The sequence below is a fragment of the Paenibacillus auburnensis genome (assembly GCF_927798115.1).
GTDB lineage: Bacteria > Bacillota > Bacilli > Paenibacillales > Paenibacillaceae > Paenibacillus_AQ > Paenibacillus_AQ auburnensis.
In genome coordinates this window covers 375,228-391,341 of sequence record NZ_CAKMMG010000002.1, presented here as the reverse complement: position 1 = coordinate 391,341, position 16,114 = coordinate 375,228, and the positions used below count along the sequence as shown (strand labels likewise).

Here is a 16,114-nt window from a genome sequence, read left to right as displayed (position 1 = left end):
CGCATTACGCGCCCGGGTCTCTTTATATGCGGAGAACTGAGAATTAGATCTTCAGCACGCCGCCTTTGCTTGCGTTGGTAACGAGCTTGGAATAACGGGCCAGGTAACCTTTTTTAACCTTCGGTTCGAAGCCTTTCCAGCCGGTGCGGCGGGTAGCCAGTGTTTCTTCATCGACCAGCAGCTCAATCTTGCGGTTGTTAAGATCCAGTTCGATGATGTCACCATCTTCAACGAAAGCGATCGGGCCGCCTTCTGCTGCTTCCGGCGAGATGTGGCCGATGCTGATCCCGCGGGATGCGCCGGAGAAACGTCCGTCAGTGATCAGGCCGACTTTGGCGCCGAGACCCATACCGACGATCTGGGAAGTAGGAGCGAGCATTTCCGGCATGCCGGGTCCGCCCTTCGGACCTTCGTAACGGATAACTACGACATGGCCTTCTTTAACCTTGCCGGTCGCAATGCCTTCAAGCGCCTGCTCCTGTGAATCGAAACAGATGGCAGGGCCTTTATGATAGCCGCCGACTGAGGCGTCAACCGCACCGACTTTGATGATGGAGCCTTCCGGTGCTAGGTTGCCGTACAATACTGCCAAACCGCCAACCTCGGAGTATGGCTGGTCGAGCGGATGAATAACGGTCGTATCAAGAATCTCGTGGCCGCGGACGTTCTCGGCCAATGTCTTGCCGGTAACGGTCATGCAATCGCCGAAGATAGCGCCCGGTTTCTTGAGCAGCTCGTTCAGTACGGCGCTTACGCCGCCTGCGCGGTCGACGTCTTCAATGAAGATATCGGAGGCTGGAGCGAGCTTGGCCAGGTAAGGTACGCGGTTAGCTACTTCGTTGATGCGTTCCAGCGGATAGTCGATTTCAGCTTCCTGAGCCAGTGCCAGGGTATGAAGCACGGTGTTTGTGGAGCCGCCCATCGCCATATCAAGGGCAAAGGCATTGTCCAGCGATTCCTTGGTTACGATATCGCGCGGTTTCAGATCCAGCTTGATCAGCTCCATCAGCTGGGTCGCTGATTTGCGGACAAAGTCTCTGCGTTCTTCGGCAACGGCCAGGATCGTGCCGTTACCCGGAAGGGCGAGGCCCATAGCTTCGGCCAGACAGTTCATGGAGTTCGCGGTAAACATACCGGAGCAGGAGCCGCAGGTAGGACAGCCGAATTGTTCTAATTCAAGCAGTTCAGCATCATTGATCTTACCGACCTGATGCGCGCCTACACCTTCGAATACAGAAGTAAGGGAAAGCTTTTTACCTTTGCTGTCTACGCCGGCTTTCATCGGTCCGCCGCTGACGAAGATGGTCGGGATGTTGACACGCAAAGCGCCCATCATCATGCCCGGTGTGATTTTATCACAGTTGGGAATGCAGACCATGCCGTCGAACCAGTGAGCGGAAACAACGGTTTCCAGGGCATCGGCGATGATCTCGCGGCTTGGCAGGGAGTAACGCATGCCGATGTGGCCCATGGCGATTCCGTCGTCTACACCGATGGTGTTGAACTCAAATGGCACACCGCCAGCTTCGCGGATGGCTTCCTTGACGATTTTGCCGAATTCCTGCAGATGCACATGACCCGGTACAATATCAATATAGGAGTTGCAGACCGCGATGAACGGTTTGCCGAAATCCTCCTCTTTTACTCCGGCGGCACGCAGCAAACTGCGGTGCGGAGCCCGGTCAAAGCCTTTTTTAATCATGTCTGAACGCATTTTCTTGGCTGCCATAATGAAAATTCCCTCCTGAATGTTTGGTAGTCTAAAAAATTGCAGAACGAATATAGTGTCGCATTAACGCATTGCAATCCCGAAATATGCGTGTCTGCGGTTTATAGAAAGAACGGGGTCCAGCTTCGGGTAGCAGAAGGAGGGCGGAGCCGTTTCTATAAAAAACAAGGTTTGTAGTAAACAAAGCTGGATGATCCTGCTGGAGGAAGCAGCCAGCTTTGTTATAAGAGAGTCTATCACAAAAGGCCTATTTTTTCTACCGGACAATGTGAAGTTTGTCGCACCGGGGGAACCGGGCAGCGGAATGTTGGAAAAAGGATTCTTCCGGCGTATAAGGGAAGTGAATGACAGAAGGTTATTTGGTAGCTCGAAGCTTCATATCATTTGTTACAAAAATATTGTAATAAACTGCCGGTGGATATCCCTGCGCGGGCACGGATAGAATCCCTTGAGCTATCTATGGAGATGTGCTCCGAAGCACCAAATTATGACCAGAATTGGCCCTCAGATATTTCAGTATGGGTAAATGGCGTAGAGATCGGCATGTGGACCAGCCCCGGCGATTTCGGTGACCGGCGCGGCAAGCTGAATCCAAACTGGTGGGTTGAAAGCTCTACCCAATACGGGTTCCTCAAAACATGGCGTGTGGACCAGGCGAAGACGACGCTGGATATGGAGAGCGTCTCTAATGTCGTCTTGGATGATCTTCTGATTAATCAGAGTCCCAAATTACGGCTGCGCATCGGCATTAAGCCCGATGCAGTTCATCAGGGCGGATTGAATCTGTTCGGCCGCCAGTTTGGCGATTATGAACAGAATATTATGATGCGTGTTAAATATACATTGGATCAGGACGGAGAATTTACGGCCTGAAATTACAAAAACGCCCTGCTTCGAGAGCGGATACTCACTCCTGAAGCAGGGCGTTCGTTTATTGAAAGGGGGAAGGTATAGCTAGGTATTGTCAGGGTGTACGGCGCAGGGCGGCGCGCTGCAGCGTGATCATCCAGTTCACAGACGGTTCAACCAGCGGGTGAAGCAGCCGTTTGACTGCCGGCTGGGCCAGCAGCACGGTGAAGAGTACGGCAGTAAGCAGTACAATAGCGGCCCCTGCAGCATTGCCGACATAGTCATAGATTCCGGAAGCGGCGGCAAGACGGACAACAAGGCCGTGAAGCAGGAAGACGTACAGCGTACGGCGGCCCCAGTCAGTCATCCGGCTCAGCCCGTAAGGCACGAGTCCCAGAAAGGCAAGCGAAGCAGTAATCTGCACAGCATACAGTGCAAGGCGGTACACACCTGCGTACCATTCCTCCGCTCCAAGCTGCATATAAGTCATGTTGCCATACAGCCAGCCGAGCGGAATATCCGGGCCCGATATAGCCAGAACAGCAAGGATTAGAAGGGAGGCTGCTGCTGCTGCGGCCTTAATATATTTCTGGTACAGCCTGGCGAAGGCGGCGAAGGAAAAATGATAGCCGATTACGAAATACGGCAAATATACAAAGGTGCGGCTGATGCTGAACCATACCCCGTCAACCTGTAAATATCCAACAGCAACTCCCGCAGCTACGGCGAAGGCGATTTGAGCGGTTTTGGACCATTTGCCCATGCCGAGCATCAGCAGACGCCAGCAGGCATGACTGGCCAGGAACCATAAGAGCAGATAAGGTGCGAATATAGAATGATGTATGCCGTTTACGTGAAAGAGGGAAACATCGAGAGCTGAATACAGGCTTTGAAAAATCAGGTACTGCATGCCGATCTGAAGCAGCACTTTGCGGCCTGCGGCCCCGTTCAGGCTCTGCTTCGCGAAATATCCGGTGACAAGCACGAACAGCGGCATATGAAAACTGAAGATCCACATATACAGCCCGTGCATGCCATTCATTCTGGTGATTAGAGGTTCGATAGCATTGCCGGCAAATACAGTGATGATAAGCATAAAACGCAGGTTGAGAAAAAAGGTTTCCCCACGCGCCTCCAGCGGATTTTCCCTTACCATAACCTAACCCCCAAAAGTTGATCTATAAAAAATAAATTAATTTAATTTTAAAATACATGATTTCAGGTTTTGATATTGTGAATTCAATCACAATAGAAAGCGCTATCAGGCGGATTAATTGTGGCGATCTGTTGAAGGTTGTTTGATTTCTTTGATTACTCTATAATTTTCTGTATGCAGTACACGGGAGTGAACCTATTGAAGAACTTAATATCCAGACGAAGAGTCCTCCTCTCACTTGCAGTGCTTCTGGTTGTCGCGGGACTGCTGCTGTGGAGATATTTAACCCCGTATGCCCCGGCTGAGAATGCCGAGTCTGCGCTGATCTCCGCAGGAGGAGTTACAGTAGAACAGAATGATAACTGGATTTCGTTTGAACCATCGGTAATATCGGGTACGGCAGTGATTTTCTATCCTGGCGCACTGGTTGAGGCCGAGGCTTATGCGCCGCTGGCCCACAAGATCGCTGCCGCAGGACATCCGTTTTACATAGCCAAAATGCCGCTCAATCTGGCGGTCATTAAGGGAGATGCCGCGGATGAAATGATCCGTTTGCATCCCAAGCAGTCTTTTGTGCTGGGCGGCCATTCTCTTGGCGGAGTAATGGCGTCGCGTTATGCTTCCGGGCATGCGGATCAGCTGGAAGGCGTGTTTTTCCTGGCCTCTTATCCGGATGAGAAGGGTAACCTGAAAGATACTACACTGTCAGTATTATCTGTGCTTGGAACGGAGGATAAGGTAGTCGACAGAGAAAATTACAATGAAGGCCGGGCTTATTTGCCGGGCAATACGGTATATTACTCCGTCACCGGCGGTAACCACGCCCAGTTTGGAAGCTACGGTCCCCAGAAGGGTGACGGGGAAGCGAAGATTACAGAAGAAGAGCAGCAGAACCGCACAGCGCGGGCGATGCTGGACTGGCTGGGTAATCTTCGTTAGCCAGTAACCTGAGAGGAGGCGGAGGATGCCGCTGCTGCATGTGAATGATTTATCTGTACCCTGCCAAGCCATTTTATTCGACAAGGACGGCACGCTGCTGGATCTACTTGCAACCTGGGGAACCTGGGCAGAGCTGGTCCTGAAGGGGCTGGGCAATCAGCTGGCGCTGATTGGAGACGGTGTCAGCAGTGATCTGTCCGGCGTACTAGGTACCCGGCATGATGCTTCCGGCCGGGTGATTGGCTACGATCCGGCCGGGCCGCTCTCCATGGCTACCGCCGAGGAGACTTACGGCATTTTGGCCTGGCATCTTTACAGCGCCGGGGTTCCCTGGAACGAGGCGGTAACGAGGGTCAGGGCCATTGCCAAAGAGGCGATGAACGAACTGCGGACCCGCCGCATTGCAGCGCCTTTGCCGGAACTGCTGCCATTCCTGCAGCAATGTGCCGCCGCCTCCTTAAAGCTTGGAGTCGTCACTTCGGACGGCTCCGGAACGACTGGCGAGCAGCTGGAGTGGATGGGGATTACCGGATACTTTCAGACTATAGTTACAAGGGACCGGGTTAGCCGCGGCAAGCCGGATCCCGAAATGGCTGAAACGGCTTGCCGTGAGCTTGGAATTCCACCGGAGTATACAGTCATCATCGGCGACAGCAATGCAGATATGCAGCTTGGCAAAGGAGCAGGCCTGCGGCTCTCCATCGGGATTTCCCCGGAGGGATCCGCCGGTCATTTACTGGATGCTGACACTGTGATTACCGGTTATCATCAGCTTCGCCTTACATGTTGAACTCTTGCTTAGAAAGGATGCGTGTGTAAACCATGGATCAATTGCAGACACTGGTTTCCTGGATCAAGGACAGCGGCAACATTGTATTTTTCGGAGGGGCAGGCACCTCCACCGAAAGCGGGATTCCGGATTTCCGCTCCGCAGCGGGCTTATATCAGACTGAGCATAACTCCCCGTATCCGCCTGAAGTGATGCTCAGCCGCAGATTTTTTATGTCCTCACCGGACGTTTTTTTTGATTTCTACCGCAGCAAAATGATCCACCCGGAGGCACCGCCGAACGGTGCCCACCTGCTGCTGGCAGAGCTGGAGCGCCAAGGCAGGCTGAAGGCGGTAATCACTCAGAATATCGACGGGCTGCATCAGCTTGCAGGAAGCCGCACTGTACTCGAGCTGCATGGCTCGATACACCGCAATCATTGCATGAGCTGCAGCCGGTTTTACGATCTGGATCAGATCATAGGGTCGGCTGAGCGGGTGCCTCGCTGTCCCGAATGCGGCGGCATCATTAAGCCCGATGTGGTGCTGTATGAGGAAGAGCTGAATCATGATGTGCTGTTAGGCTCCATCGCGGCAATAGCCGCTGCTGATCTGCTGATCATCGGCGGAACCTCACTTACCGTGCAGCCGGCAGCCAGTCTTGTCACGTATTTCCACGGACGGCATACCGTCCTGCTGAACGGTGAGCCGACTCCCTACGACCATCATGCGGATCTGATCATAACAGACCGGATTGGCGAAGTTATGGGGAGAATTCAAGAGCAGCTTTGAACGGTTTTTTAGGATGTGAGATTACAATGGAGGCGTACGGTTTAAAATAGGGTAATGCAGCACAGAGGAAACGAGAGGCAGGGATCAGCAATGGTATATGTGGCTAGCGATGAACGGTATGAAATTATGCGATACAACCGCTCGGGCAGATCGGGCCTCAAGCTTCCGGCCATATCACTTGGACTGTGGCATAACTTCGGCGGGATCGATGCCTATGAGAACGGCCGGGAAATGATTACACGCTCGTTTGATCTCGGGATTACCCATTTTGATCTGGCTAATAACTATGGTCCGCCTGCCGGTTCGGCAGAGGACTTATTCGGCAAAGTGCTTGCCCGTGATCTTTCTGCCTACCGTGATGAAATGGTGATCTCTACTAAGGCGGGATATTATATGTGGCCGGGACCTTACGGTGACTGGGGATCACGAAAATATATGCTGTCTAGCCTGGATCAGAGCCTGAAGCGGCTGGGGCTGGACTATGTCGATATTTTTTATTCGCACCGCCCGGATCCGCACACCCCGCTGGAAGAGACAATGGGAGCGCTTGATCATGCCGTGCGTACCGGGAAAGCGCTCTACGTTGGAATATCCAATTACACGGCGGAGCAGACCCTGGAGGCCATCCGGATTCTGAACGGGCTGGGCACGCCGCTGTTGATTCATCAGCCGAGATACTCCATGCTCGACCGCTGGATTGAAGGGGGCCTGCAGCAGGTGCTGGAGGAGAACGGAGTCGGCAGTATTGCCTTCACTCCGCTGGCCCAGGGGTTGTTAACCAATAAATATATGAACGGGATTCCCGAGGACTCCAGAGCCGCCGGCCCGTCCACTGCGCTGAGTGAAAGCCGGATCACGCCGGAGGTGCAGCGCAAAATCCGCGCACTCAATCAGCTGGCCGTCTCACGCGGCCAGAGTCTGGCACAGCTTGCTCTTCAGTGGACGCTCCGCGGCGGTAAGGTGACTTCGGCGCTGATCGGCGCCAGCCGGGTGACCCAGATTGAAGAGAATATCGCCGCCTTGTCCCATGCCGAATTCTCGCAGGAAGAACTGGACCGGATCGAAACGATTCTCAGAACAGAGAGTGAAGCCTGACGGTCTGGCTACTTTCTATAAATGGATAATCTGACATAGTAAAGCGGGGTAACCCCGGGCAGCCCGTTCCTGATAAGGAAACGGGCTGTTGCTCTGAATAAAGATAAAGCTCGTAGAAAAATATAGGAACCGGCCCCTTTATCGGCCTCACCCAAAGAGTGTGCAGGTCTATTTCTCTCCATGCCTGGCAGTTGCCAGGCGGTAGGACGTCGGGGATTGGCTGCAGAAACGTTTGAACTGGCGCGAGAAATACAGCGCATCGGTCAGGCCGACAGAAGCGGCAACCTGTTCGACCGACAGTTCCGGACGCTCGCGCAGCAGCTGGCGTGACTTCTCAATGCGCAGCTTGAGCAGGTAGGTTACAGGCGACAGGCCGGTCTCCTGCTTGAAAATCCGCGACAGGTAGGCGCGGTTATAGCCTAGGCTGCCGCACATTTGCTCAATGGACACCGGATGGGCATACTGGGAGGCCATGTAGTGGATCATTTGCTTTACTGTACGTTTGACCTGCGATTCCGCCCCCGCCAGCCGTGAGGAAGAGAGGTGCCGTTCAGCAGCTTCTCCGATAATCAGATACAGATAGCCGAGTGAAGTGAGATGGGCACTCTCCTTATTGGCATAGAAGGACTGCATCATCCCGGCTACAGCTCCGGGGATCACCGTGCCTTCTGCGGTGGTGAGCACCGGCTGCTGCGGCGAAAAGCCGGCCTGCAGCACAAGCTCATCCGCATCTGCTCCGGTAAATGCCGCCCAGCGGTAGCGCCAGGGCTGCTGCTGATCTGAGACGTAGCTGACGAGCTGGCCCGGGTGGATCAGGAAGCAGTCTCCCGGACCCAGCGCGTATTTGCGGTGCTCAGTGGTAAAGTGGCCGAAGCCGGATTCGATGAAATGGAGCAGATAATAATCGTAGATCTTCGGACCGGCCTGATGCACCGGCAGGGTCTGGCTTTCGCCGGCAAACAGTACATGCAGATTCTGTTTATCATAGTAAACGGGGTTTGAGCCTACGGAATAGGTATGTTCCACACTGACAAATCCTTTCTTTAAGTTAACGCTATCAATGCCCTATATGCGGGCGGAGGGGGAGAATGCTGCTTATCCTGACATTACAAAGTATAACGTGCGAAGTCACATTTATCCATACATTACACACATGATTGCATTATCAGGGCAAGTCTGATTTTATTATAATGTAAGCATAAAGAACGCATTAATATTCCAGCAAGCCAAGTGAGAACAGCGAAAGGGTGGAGTGGCATTAATGAGCATACAGGAACTTAACAGCAAATTTATCGAGAAGTACGGCGAAAGCACCGAGGAGGCGCGGGTATTTTATGCTCCGGGCCGTGTGAATCTTATCGGAGAGCATCTGGATTACAACGGTGGTTACGTGTTCCCGGCAGCACTGGACTTCGGCACTACCCTTATCGTGCGTCCGCGCAGCGACGGTAAGGTACGGTTCGCTTCCACGAACTTCCCTTATGAAGCTACTATCGACTACAGTGAAATCGGCAAGGCCAAAACCGGAGAATGGGTGGATTATCCAGTCGGTGTGCTGGTGGAGCTGGCGAAGAAGGATCTTCCACTCTCCGGCGGCTACGATCTGCTGTTCCACGGCGATATTCCGAACGGCTCCGGCCTTTCCTCTTCGGCTTCCATCGAAGTCGTGACCGGCTATGCCTTCCTGTCGCTGCTGGGCGGAGATACGGATACTGTAGAGATTGCCCTGCTGTCCCAGCGCGCTGAGAATCAGTACGTGGGTGTCAACTCGGGGATCATGGATCAGTTCGCAGTAGCCAACGGCAAACGCGACCATGCGATTCTCCTGATGTGCGACACGCTGGAATACAGCCTGGTGCCATTTGCAACCGGCGCTTATAAGCTGGTAATCGGCAATACGAACAAGAAGAGAGGGCTTGTAGACTCGAAGTACAACGAGCGCCGCAGCCAATGCGACGAAGCGCTGGCTATTCTCAAGCAGGAAGTGCCTTCCCTGTCCTATCTGGCAGAGCTTAAGCCCGAACAATTCGAGCTCCATCAGGATAAAATTGCTGACGAAACCGTCAGACGCCGCGCCCGCCATGTTGTGGAAGAGAACCAGCGTGTGCTTGATTCTGTGGAGGTGCTGAAGAACAACGACCTGAAGCAGTTCGGCCTGTTCATGAACGACTCCCACACTTCGCTCCGCGATCTGTATGAAGTGAGCTGCGAGGAGCTGGATGTTATGGTTGAAGAAGCACAGCGTATTCCCGGCACGCTCGGTTCCCGGATGACCGGCGCAGGGTTTGGCGGATGTACAGTATCGCTGGTGCATGAAGATGATGTGGAACGCTTTATCCGTGAAGTAGGCGAAGCTTATACAGCAAGAACCGGTCTTACCGGCGAATTCTATGTATGCGGCATCGGCAACGGTGTAGAAGAACTAGAAGGAGTGAAATAAGATGGCGATTCTAGTAACAGGCGGAGCAGGGTATATCGGATCTCACACAGTGGCGGAGCTGCTGGAGCGGGGCGAGGAAGTTGTAGTGATCGACAATCTGCTGACAGGGCACCGTGAGGCGCTGCTGGGCGGCAAGCTGTATGAGGGCGATCTGCGTGATAAGGAGCTGCTGGCGAAGCTGTTCTCCGAGAACAAAATTGAAGCGGTAATTCATTTTGCCGCCAGCTCGCTGGTCGGCGAGAGCATGAAAGACCCGGTTAAATACTACGATAACAATGTGTACGGCACCCAATGTCTGCTGGAAGCCATGCAGCATGCCGGTGTGGACAAAATCGTCTTCTCCTCGACGGCAGCAACCTACGGCGAACCGGAAAAGGTACCTATCGAAGAAAGCGACCGCACAGAGCCGGCGAATGTATACGGTGAAACCAAGCTGACCATGGAACGCATGATGGCCTGGTTCGACAAAGTACTCGGCATCAAATATGTGGCACTCCGCTACTTTAACGCTGCCGGGGCACATAACAGCGGCAAAATCGGCGAAGACCACCGTCCGGAGAGCCACCTGGTTCCGCTGGTGCTGCAAACAGCACTTGGCCAGCGCGAGAGCATTGCTGTCTTTGGAGATGACTATCCGACGGAGGACGGAACCTGCGTACGCGACTACATCCATGTCAGTGATCTGGCCGATGCCCATATCCGCGCGGTAACCTATCTGCGCAGCGGCAGTGCCAGCAATATTTTCAACCTTGGTAACGGTCTAGGTTTCTCGGTGAAGCAAGTGATTGAAGCTGCCAAGAAGGTGACAGGCCGGGATATTCCGGTTGTGGTTCAGGAACGCCGCGCCGGTGATCCGGCGGTGCTGGTGGCTTCCTCCGCAAAAGCACGTTCGGTTCTCGGCTGGAATCCGCAGCGTGCAGACATCGAAGATATCATTCAGAGCGCCTGGAACTGGCATTCTGCGAACCCTCAGGGGTACGGAGAATAATATACAGATTACGCTAGACCACATGAAGGAGAATTAACATGCCTAACGATAACCATGCCGCTCCCGCAGGGCAGCAGGCGCTGTATGCGATTGAACAGCTTGTCCTGTTCGCTTCGCACCACCAGCTGATCCAGCCGGCGGATGTCGATTACAGCCGCAATGAACTGCTCGACCAGTTCGGATTCAGCGAGCCTTATGCTCTGGAGTTCAACGAAGCTCCGCTGACCAGCCCGCAAGCACCGCTTGATGTGCTGATTGATTACGGCTTCGAAACCGGGCTGATTCCGGAGAACACCGATACGTACCGCGATCTGCTGGATGCCAAAATTATGGGGCTGCTGATGGCCCGGCCTTCGGAAGTTAATGCTGAGTTCTACAGCCTCGCTGCCGAGCAGGGCATAACTGCAGCTACAGACCGCTTTTACAAGCTGAGCATCGATTCCAACTATATCCGGATGGACCGTGTCGCCAAGAATGTCTACTGGCTGCAGGATTCGCCTTACGGTGACATTGAGATGACGATCAATCTGTCCAAGCCGGAGAAAAGTCCGAAGGAAATCGCCATGGCCCGGCTGCTGCCGCCGCCGGTCTATCCGAAATGCCAGCTCTGCCGCGAGAATGTCGGTTATGCCGGCCGGGTGAATCATCCGCCGCGTCAGAACTTGCGCATTATTCCGATGGAGCTGAACAACGAGAAATGGTTCTTCCAGTATTCACCGTATGTGTACTATAACGAGCATTGCATCGTCTTCCATCATGATCATGTGCCGATGAAGCTGACCAAGGATACGCTGAAGCGGCTGCTCTCCTTTGTAGAGTCATTCCCGCATTATTTCATCGGCTCCAATGCGGATCTGCCGATTGTCGGCGGGTCGATTCTGACCCACGATCATTTCCAGGGCGGACGGCATACCTTCCCGATCCAGAAAGCGCCCAAGGAGGACAGCTTCACTCACGCCTCTTATCCTGGGGTAAGCCTGAGCATCGTCAAATGGCCGATGTCGGTGCTGCGTCTGCACGGGGAAGACCCGGCAGTGCTTCTGGAATGCGGAAACGCGCTGTATGAAGCCTGGCAAGGCTACAGTGACCCTGAAGCCGATGTGCTGGCGTTCAGTGACGTAGATGGAGTGCAGACTCCGCATAATACGGTTACTCCTATTGTGCGCCGTGCAGAGGACGGAGGCTTCGAGATGGATCTGGTGCTGCGCAACAACCGGACCAGCGAGGAGTATCCTGAAGGAATCTTCCACCCGCACCGGGAGATGCACCATATCAAGAAGGAGAACATCGGCCTGATTGAGGTAATGGGGCTGGCGATTCTGCCGGGACGCCTGAAGGAAGAGCTTGATGCGGTTGCCGGCATTCTTGCCGGAGATCAGGCGCTGCAGCAGGCAGTGAAGAATGAAGAGGGCCACGCGCTGGCACTGCATGCCTCCTGGATCGACGAGCTTGTGGAACGCTTCGGCACAGGACTTGGCCGTGAGGAAGCTGTTAAGGTTGTACAGAATGAGGTGGGCATCAAGTTCACACATATTCTGGAGCATGCCGGAGTATACAAACGGACACCAGAAGGACAGGCTGCCTTCCGCCGGTTCGTCCAAAGCTTCGGTGCAGTATAAATAAAAAGTACAAACTCCTGATGAAATGTCCCGGCCCTTGCGGCCGGGGCATTTCTTATGTGACGGAGGAAGATTGCTGCGCCGATTTGTATGCGGCCCGCCGGAGGTTTATAATATACTATTGCATCCTATTATCTAAACTACGGAGGTACACATATGCGTAAATTTGATTTTTATAACCCTACCAAGCTGATATTTGGACAAGGAACATTGCAGGCGCTGCAAACGGAAGTGCCAAAATACGGAAAAAATGTCCTGCTGATGTACGGAGGCGGCAGCATCAAACGCAGCGGGCTCTACGATAATGTGCTTGCTGAGCTGAAGGCAATCGGAGCGGTCGTTACAGAATTGGCCGGAGTTGAACCTAATCCGCGCTTGTCCACTGTACATAAAGGCGTGGAGCTGTGCCGTGAGCACAATATTGAGCTGATTCTTGCTGTCGGCGGCGGAAGCGTACTGGACTGTGCCAAAGCTGTAGCGGTAGGAGCGAAATATGAAGGCGACATGTGGGACTTTGTAGAACGCAAGGCTGCTCCGCAAGGCGCACTGCCGCTGGGCACGGTGCTGACAATGGCAGCTACGGGTTCGGAAATGAATAATGGTTCGGTAATCACGAATGAAGTTACCAAAGAAAAAATGGGCTGGGGCAGTGTACATGCCTACCCGGCATTCTCTATTCTTGATCCTGAGAATACCTTCTCTCTACCGCGTGACCAGACCGTCTACGGCATGGTGGACATCATGTCCCATACGCTGGAGCATTATTTCCACACTGACGGTAACACGCCTGTACAGGACGGCTTCTGTGAGACGCTGCTGCGTACTGTCATTGAAACGGCTCCGAAGCTGATCGAGGACCTGAACAATTATGAGCTGCGTGAAACAATCATGTACTGCGGAACGATGGCGCTGAACGGTATGGTGAGCATGGGCTTTGCCGGTGACTGGGCTACGCATAACATTGAGCATGCTGTCTCTGCAGTGTACGATATTCCGCATGGCGGAGGATTGGCGATTCTTTTCCCGCAGTGGATGAAGTACAATCTCAGCACGAATCCAGCCCGCTTCCGCCAGCTTGCTGTGAACGTGTTCGGAATTGATCCTTCCGGCAAAACGGATGAAGAAGCAGGACTAGAGGGAATTGAAGCCCTGCGCAGCTTCTGGGATTCCATCGGCGCTCCGAAGACGCTCGGTGATTATGACATCGATGACAGCGAAATCGGCAGCATGGCCGATAAAGCAGTGCGGTTCGGGCCTTTTGGCAACTTCCGCAAGCTGCAGCGCGAGGATGTTGTGGAAATCTACAAAATGGCGCTATAAGAGCTGGAGACCTTCTTCCGCCAATAGCGGCGCATAATATCAAGGCAAGCCGTTCCGTAAAAGGAGCGGCTTGTTTTTTTGCCCATGAAATTTCAGGATTCCATCTTGCCGGAAGATCCAATTATGAGATAATAATCCAACTTTGTGAAACCAAGGACATGATTTGAACGTTTATAGTAGTATGACAGTCCGGAACTACGAGACGGGAGGAGTAAAATATGCAAACGCTGTATTTGGGCTGTTTGGCGCTTGGCGTAATTTTTACGGTGGTCAGCGTGCTGGTGGGGGATCTGATCGGGAATGCGTTGCACGGGATTTTTGATTTCGTCTCGTTCGATTTCCTGAATCCTGCCGTGCTGACAGGAGCAGTTACGGTATTCGGAGGAGCAGGAATACTGCTTACGCGCTACAGCGGGCTGGAAGATGGTGCAGTTCTTGCCTTGTCACTGCTGATAGCGGCGTTTATGGCGGTGGTCCTGTATCTCGCAGTGATCAAGCCAATGGATAAAAGCGAGATGTCCACGGGCTTCTCTATGAATGATCTGCCCGGTAAGATTGGGGAAATTACGGTCCCGGTTCCGGCGGCAGGCTATGGGGAGATCATGGTGAAGTTTGGCGCGGGCAATAGCCTGCATACGGCGGCAAGCTTTGAGCACCAGTCCCTCCCTGCCGGGATCAAGGTAGTTGTAGTGGAGGTCCGTGAAGGCGTTGCTTTTGTATCGGAATTTGAAGAGAGAAAAGGAGCGGATATGTGATGGTTGATATTCCTGATTATTTGTTAATTCCTGCAGTAGTTGTTGCTGTACTGTTTGTGCTGGGGATCGCATTCTGGGCCCGCTACAAGACAGTAGGACCTGATGAAGGGATGATTGTTACCGGTTCGTTTCTTGGCAGGAATCATATCTCCGATGACGGCTCCGGCCGCAAAATTAAAATTGTCCGCGGGGGAGGTGCCTTCATCCTCCCGGTGTTCCAAAAGGCAGAATTTATGTCGCTGCTCTCCCATAAGCTTGATGTGACAACCCCGGAAGTATACACCGAGCAAGGGGTTCCCGTTATTGCTGACGGCGTGGCGATTATTAAGGTGGGCAGCTCCACTGAGGATGTGGCAACAGCTGCCGAGCAGTTCATGGGGAAACCGATCGATGCGCTGAAAAGTGAAGCCCAGGAGGTGCTTGAGGGCCATCTGCGGGCTATTCTCGGTTCAATGACCGTAGAAGAGGTGTACCGAAACCGGGACCGTTTTGCCCAGGAGGTGCAGGGCGTCGCTGCGCGTGATCTGAAGAAAATGGGGCTGCAGATCGTCTCGTTCACGATTAAGGATGTGCGCGACAAGCACGGTTACCTTGAAGCACTCGGGAAGCCGCGGATTGCCGCTGTGAAGCGGGATGCGGAAATCGCTGAAGCGGAAGCGCTGCGGGATGCGCGGATCCAGAAGGCGAATGCGGAGGAGCAGGGACAAAAGGCTGAGCTGTTGCGTGATACGAACATCGCTGAAGCGTCGAAAGACAATCAGCTCAAAGTCGCTGCGTTTAAGCGAGACCAGGATACAGCCAAGGCGGAAGCCGACCAGGCGTATCACATTCAGGAAGCGCGTGCCAAGCAGACGGTGGTGGAAGAGCAGATGAAGGTCGAGCTGGTCCGCAAAGAGCGCGAAATTGATCTGCAGGCTAAGGAGATTCAGGTCCGCGAGAAGCAGTATGATGCGGAAGTGAAGAAAAAGGCGGAAGCTGACCGCTATGCGGTAGAGCAGGCGGCGGAAGCCGACAAGGCCAAGCGGATGCGCGAGGCGGATGCCCTGCAATACAGCATCGAAACCCAGGCTAGAGCGACATCCGAGCAGAAACGGCTGGAAGGCCAGGCGGTGGCTGATGCGGAGCTGGCCAAAGGTAAAGCGGAGTCCGAGGTTATCCGGCTGCGCGGTCTTGCCGAAGCAGAGGCTAAGGAGAAGCTGGCCGAAGCCTTCCAGAAGTTCGGTGAAGCCGCAGTCCTCGACATCATCGTCAAAATGCTGCCAGATCTGGCCGGCCGGATTGCCGAACCGCTGGCTTCCATCGATAAGCTTACAGTGGTGGATACAGGCAACGGCGAAGGAGCAGCCCGGGTCAGCAATTATGTGACCCAGCTGATGGCCACCGCTCCAGAAATGCTGAAGAGCGTCTCCGGCATTGATGTCGAGGCACTGATCAAAGGACTCACCAAGAAATCCGTGCCAGCACCTGCAGGCAGTATCATTCAAGCTGTGCCGCAGCCGCAAAGTCCGGCTGAGAGCAAAGAGTTAACCGAATAGCTGATACCATGAAGTGCTAATATAGGCGGAGGTGCCAGAATTTTTCTGCTGAGGCTCCTTATGAATCAGCACGTCTCCTGCAACAGCAGACGTGCTGATTCTTCTGTATTCAGGCACGCTGCAAACTTT

Annotated in this window: 13 protein-coding genes and 1 pseudogene; 11 read left to right on the top strand and 3 right to left on the bottom strand. The window is 53.7% G+C overall.

Going from position 1 to position 16,114, the window contains the following annotated elements; all coding sequences use genetic code 11:
• Nucleotides 1–43: 43 nt before the first annotated feature.
• Nucleotides 44–1,729 carry a dihydroxy-acid dehydratase gene (ilvD, locus tag L6H70_RS13590; RefSeq protein WP_236333869.1) on the bottom strand — a complete coding sequence of 562 codons (1,686 nt, stop codon included), beginning with the start codon at nt 1,727–1,729 and terminating at the stop codon, nt 44–46.
• A 408-nt stretch (nt 1,730–2,137) separates the two neighbouring features.
• Here ilvD and L6H70_RS13585 point away from each other — a divergent pair.
• Nucleotides 2,138–2,602 (top strand): annotated as a pseudogene (locus L6H70_RS13585) (transcriptional regulator); the annotation flags it as partial.
• 91 nt (nt 2,603–2,693) lie between these two features.
• On the opposite strand, the gene L6H70_RS13580 reads toward L6H70_RS13585, so the two are convergent.
• On the bottom strand, nt 2,694–3,734 hold the full coding sequence (locus tag L6H70_RS13580; protein WP_236333868.1) for an acyltransferase family protein: 1,041 nt from the start codon (nt 3,732–3,734) through the stop codon (nt 2,694–2,696).
• A gap of 198 nt (nt 3,735–3,932) precedes the next feature.
• Between L6H70_RS13580 and L6H70_RS13575 the strand changes: the two genes are divergently transcribed.
• The 4 genes from L6H70_RS13575 (at nt 3,933) to mgrA (ending at nt 7,328) form a co-directional block, all read left to right on the top strand.
• Nucleotides 3,933–4,673 carry an alpha/beta hydrolase gene (locus L6H70_RS13575; RefSeq protein ID WP_236333866.1) on the top strand — a complete coding sequence of 247 codons (741 nt, stop codon included), beginning with the start codon at nt 3,933–3,935 and terminating at the stop codon, nt 4,671–4,673.
• Between the two features lie 25 nt (nt 4,674–4,698).
• Complete coding sequence (locus tag L6H70_RS13570; RefSeq protein ID WP_236333864.1) at nt 4,699–5,463, top strand: HAD family hydrolase; 765 nt, start codon at nt 4,699–4,701, stop codon at nt 5,461–5,463.
• 32 nt (nt 5,464–5,495) lie between these two features.
• A complete protein-coding gene (locus tag L6H70_RS13565) occupies nt 5,496–6,233 on the top strand; it encodes an NAD-dependent protein deacylase (RefSeq protein ID WP_236333862.1) in 738 nt (245 codons plus the stop codon).
• A gap of 90 nt (nt 6,234–6,323) precedes the next feature.
• The gene (mgrA, locus tag L6H70_RS13560) at nt 6,324–7,328 is read left to right on the top strand and encodes an L-glyceraldehyde 3-phosphate reductase (protein ID WP_236333860.1); all 1,005 of its coding nucleotides are present in this window, start codon (nt 6,324–6,326) and stop codon (nt 7,326–7,328) included.
• Between the two features lie 168 nt (nt 7,329–7,496).
• On the opposite strand, the gene L6H70_RS13555 is transcribed toward mgrA, so the two are convergent.
• Complete coding sequence (locus L6H70_RS13555; protein ID WP_236333858.1) at nt 7,497–8,354, bottom strand: AraC family transcriptional regulator; 858 nt, start codon at nt 8,352–8,354, stop codon at nt 7,497–7,499.
• A gap of 235 nt (nt 8,355–8,589) precedes the next feature.
• Between L6H70_RS13555 and L6H70_RS13550 the strand changes: the two genes are divergently transcribed.
• The 6 genes from L6H70_RS13550 (at nt 8,590) to L6H70_RS13525 (ending at nt 15,985) form a co-directional block, all read left to right on the top strand.
• Nucleotides 8,590–9,768, top strand: coding sequence for a galactokinase (locus L6H70_RS13550; protein ID WP_236333855.1), 1,179 nt, complete (start codon nt 8,590–8,592; stop codon nt 9,766–9,768).
• A 1-nt stretch (nt 9,769) separates the two neighbouring features.
• Nucleotides 9,770–10,756 (top strand): UDP-glucose 4-epimerase GalE, encoded by a 987-nt coding sequence (galE, locus tag L6H70_RS13545; protein ID WP_236333853.1) that lies wholly within the window; start codon nt 9,770–9,772, stop codon nt 10,754–10,756.
• Between the two features lie 38 nt (nt 10,757–10,794).
• Nucleotides 10,795–12,375, top strand: coding sequence for a UDP-glucose--hexose-1-phosphate uridylyltransferase (locus L6H70_RS13540; protein ID WP_236333851.1), 1,581 nt, complete (start codon nt 10,795–10,797; stop codon nt 12,373–12,375).
• 156 nt (nt 12,376–12,531) lie between these two features.
• Nucleotides 12,532–13,695, top strand: coding sequence for an iron-containing alcohol dehydrogenase (locus tag L6H70_RS13535; protein ID WP_236333849.1), 1,164 nt, complete (start codon nt 12,532–12,534; stop codon nt 13,693–13,695).
• A gap of 218 nt (nt 13,696–13,913) precedes the next feature.
• Nucleotides 13,914–14,450 (top strand): NfeD family membrane protein, encoded by a 537-nt coding sequence (locus L6H70_RS13530; RefSeq protein WP_236333848.1) that lies wholly within the window; start codon nt 13,914–13,916, stop codon nt 14,448–14,450.
• Nucleotides 14,450–15,985: a flotillin family protein gene (locus L6H70_RS13525; RefSeq protein ID WP_236333846.1), complete on the top strand. Its 1,536-nt coding sequence runs from the start codon at nt 14,450–14,452 to the stop codon at nt 15,983–15,985. Before L6H70_RS13530 ends, L6H70_RS13525 begins: the two co-directional genes overlap by 1 nt.
• Nucleotides 15,986–16,114: the final 129 nt, after the last annotated feature.

Excerpts from the sequence above, each read along its gene's own strand:
- ilvD (WP_236333869.1), bottom strand. The coding sequence starts at position 1,729 with ATGGCAGCCAAGAAAATGCGTTCAGACATGATTAAAAAAGGCTTTGAC.
- L6H70_RS13580 (WP_236333868.1), bottom strand. The coding sequence starts at position 3,734 with ATGGTAAGGGAAAATCCGCTGGAGGCGCGTGGGGAAACCTTTTTTCTC.
- L6H70_RS13570 (WP_236333864.1), top strand. The coding sequence starts at position 4,699 with ATGCCGCTGCTGCATGTGAATGATTTATCTGTACCCTGCCAAGCCATT.
- L6H70_RS13565 (WP_236333862.1), top strand. The coding sequence starts at position 5,496 with ATGGATCAATTGCAGACACTGGTTTCCTGGATCAAGGACAGCGGCAAC.
- mgrA (WP_236333860.1), top strand. The coding sequence starts at position 6,324 with ATGGTATATGTGGCTAGCGATGAACGGTATGAAATTATGCGATACAAC.
- L6H70_RS13550 (WP_236333855.1), top strand. The coding sequence starts at position 8,590 with ATGAGCATACAGGAACTTAACAGCAAATTTATCGAGAAGTACGGCGAA.
- galE (WP_236333853.1), top strand. The coding sequence starts at position 9,770 with ATGGCGATTCTAGTAACAGGCGGAGCAGGGTATATCGGATCTCACACA.
- L6H70_RS13540 (WP_236333851.1), top strand. The coding sequence starts at position 10,795 with ATGCCTAACGATAACCATGCCGCTCCCGCAGGGCAGCAGGCGCTGTAT.
- L6H70_RS13535 (WP_236333849.1), top strand. The coding sequence starts at position 12,532 with ATGCGTAAATTTGATTTTTATAACCCTACCAAGCTGATATTTGGACAA.
- L6H70_RS13530 (WP_236333848.1), top strand. The coding sequence starts at position 13,914 with ATGCAAACGCTGTATTTGGGCTGTTTGGCGCTTGGCGTAATTTTTACG.
- L6H70_RS13525 (WP_236333846.1), top strand. The coding sequence starts at position 14,450 with ATGGTTGATATTCCTGATTATTTGTTAATTCCTGCAGTAGTTGTTGCT.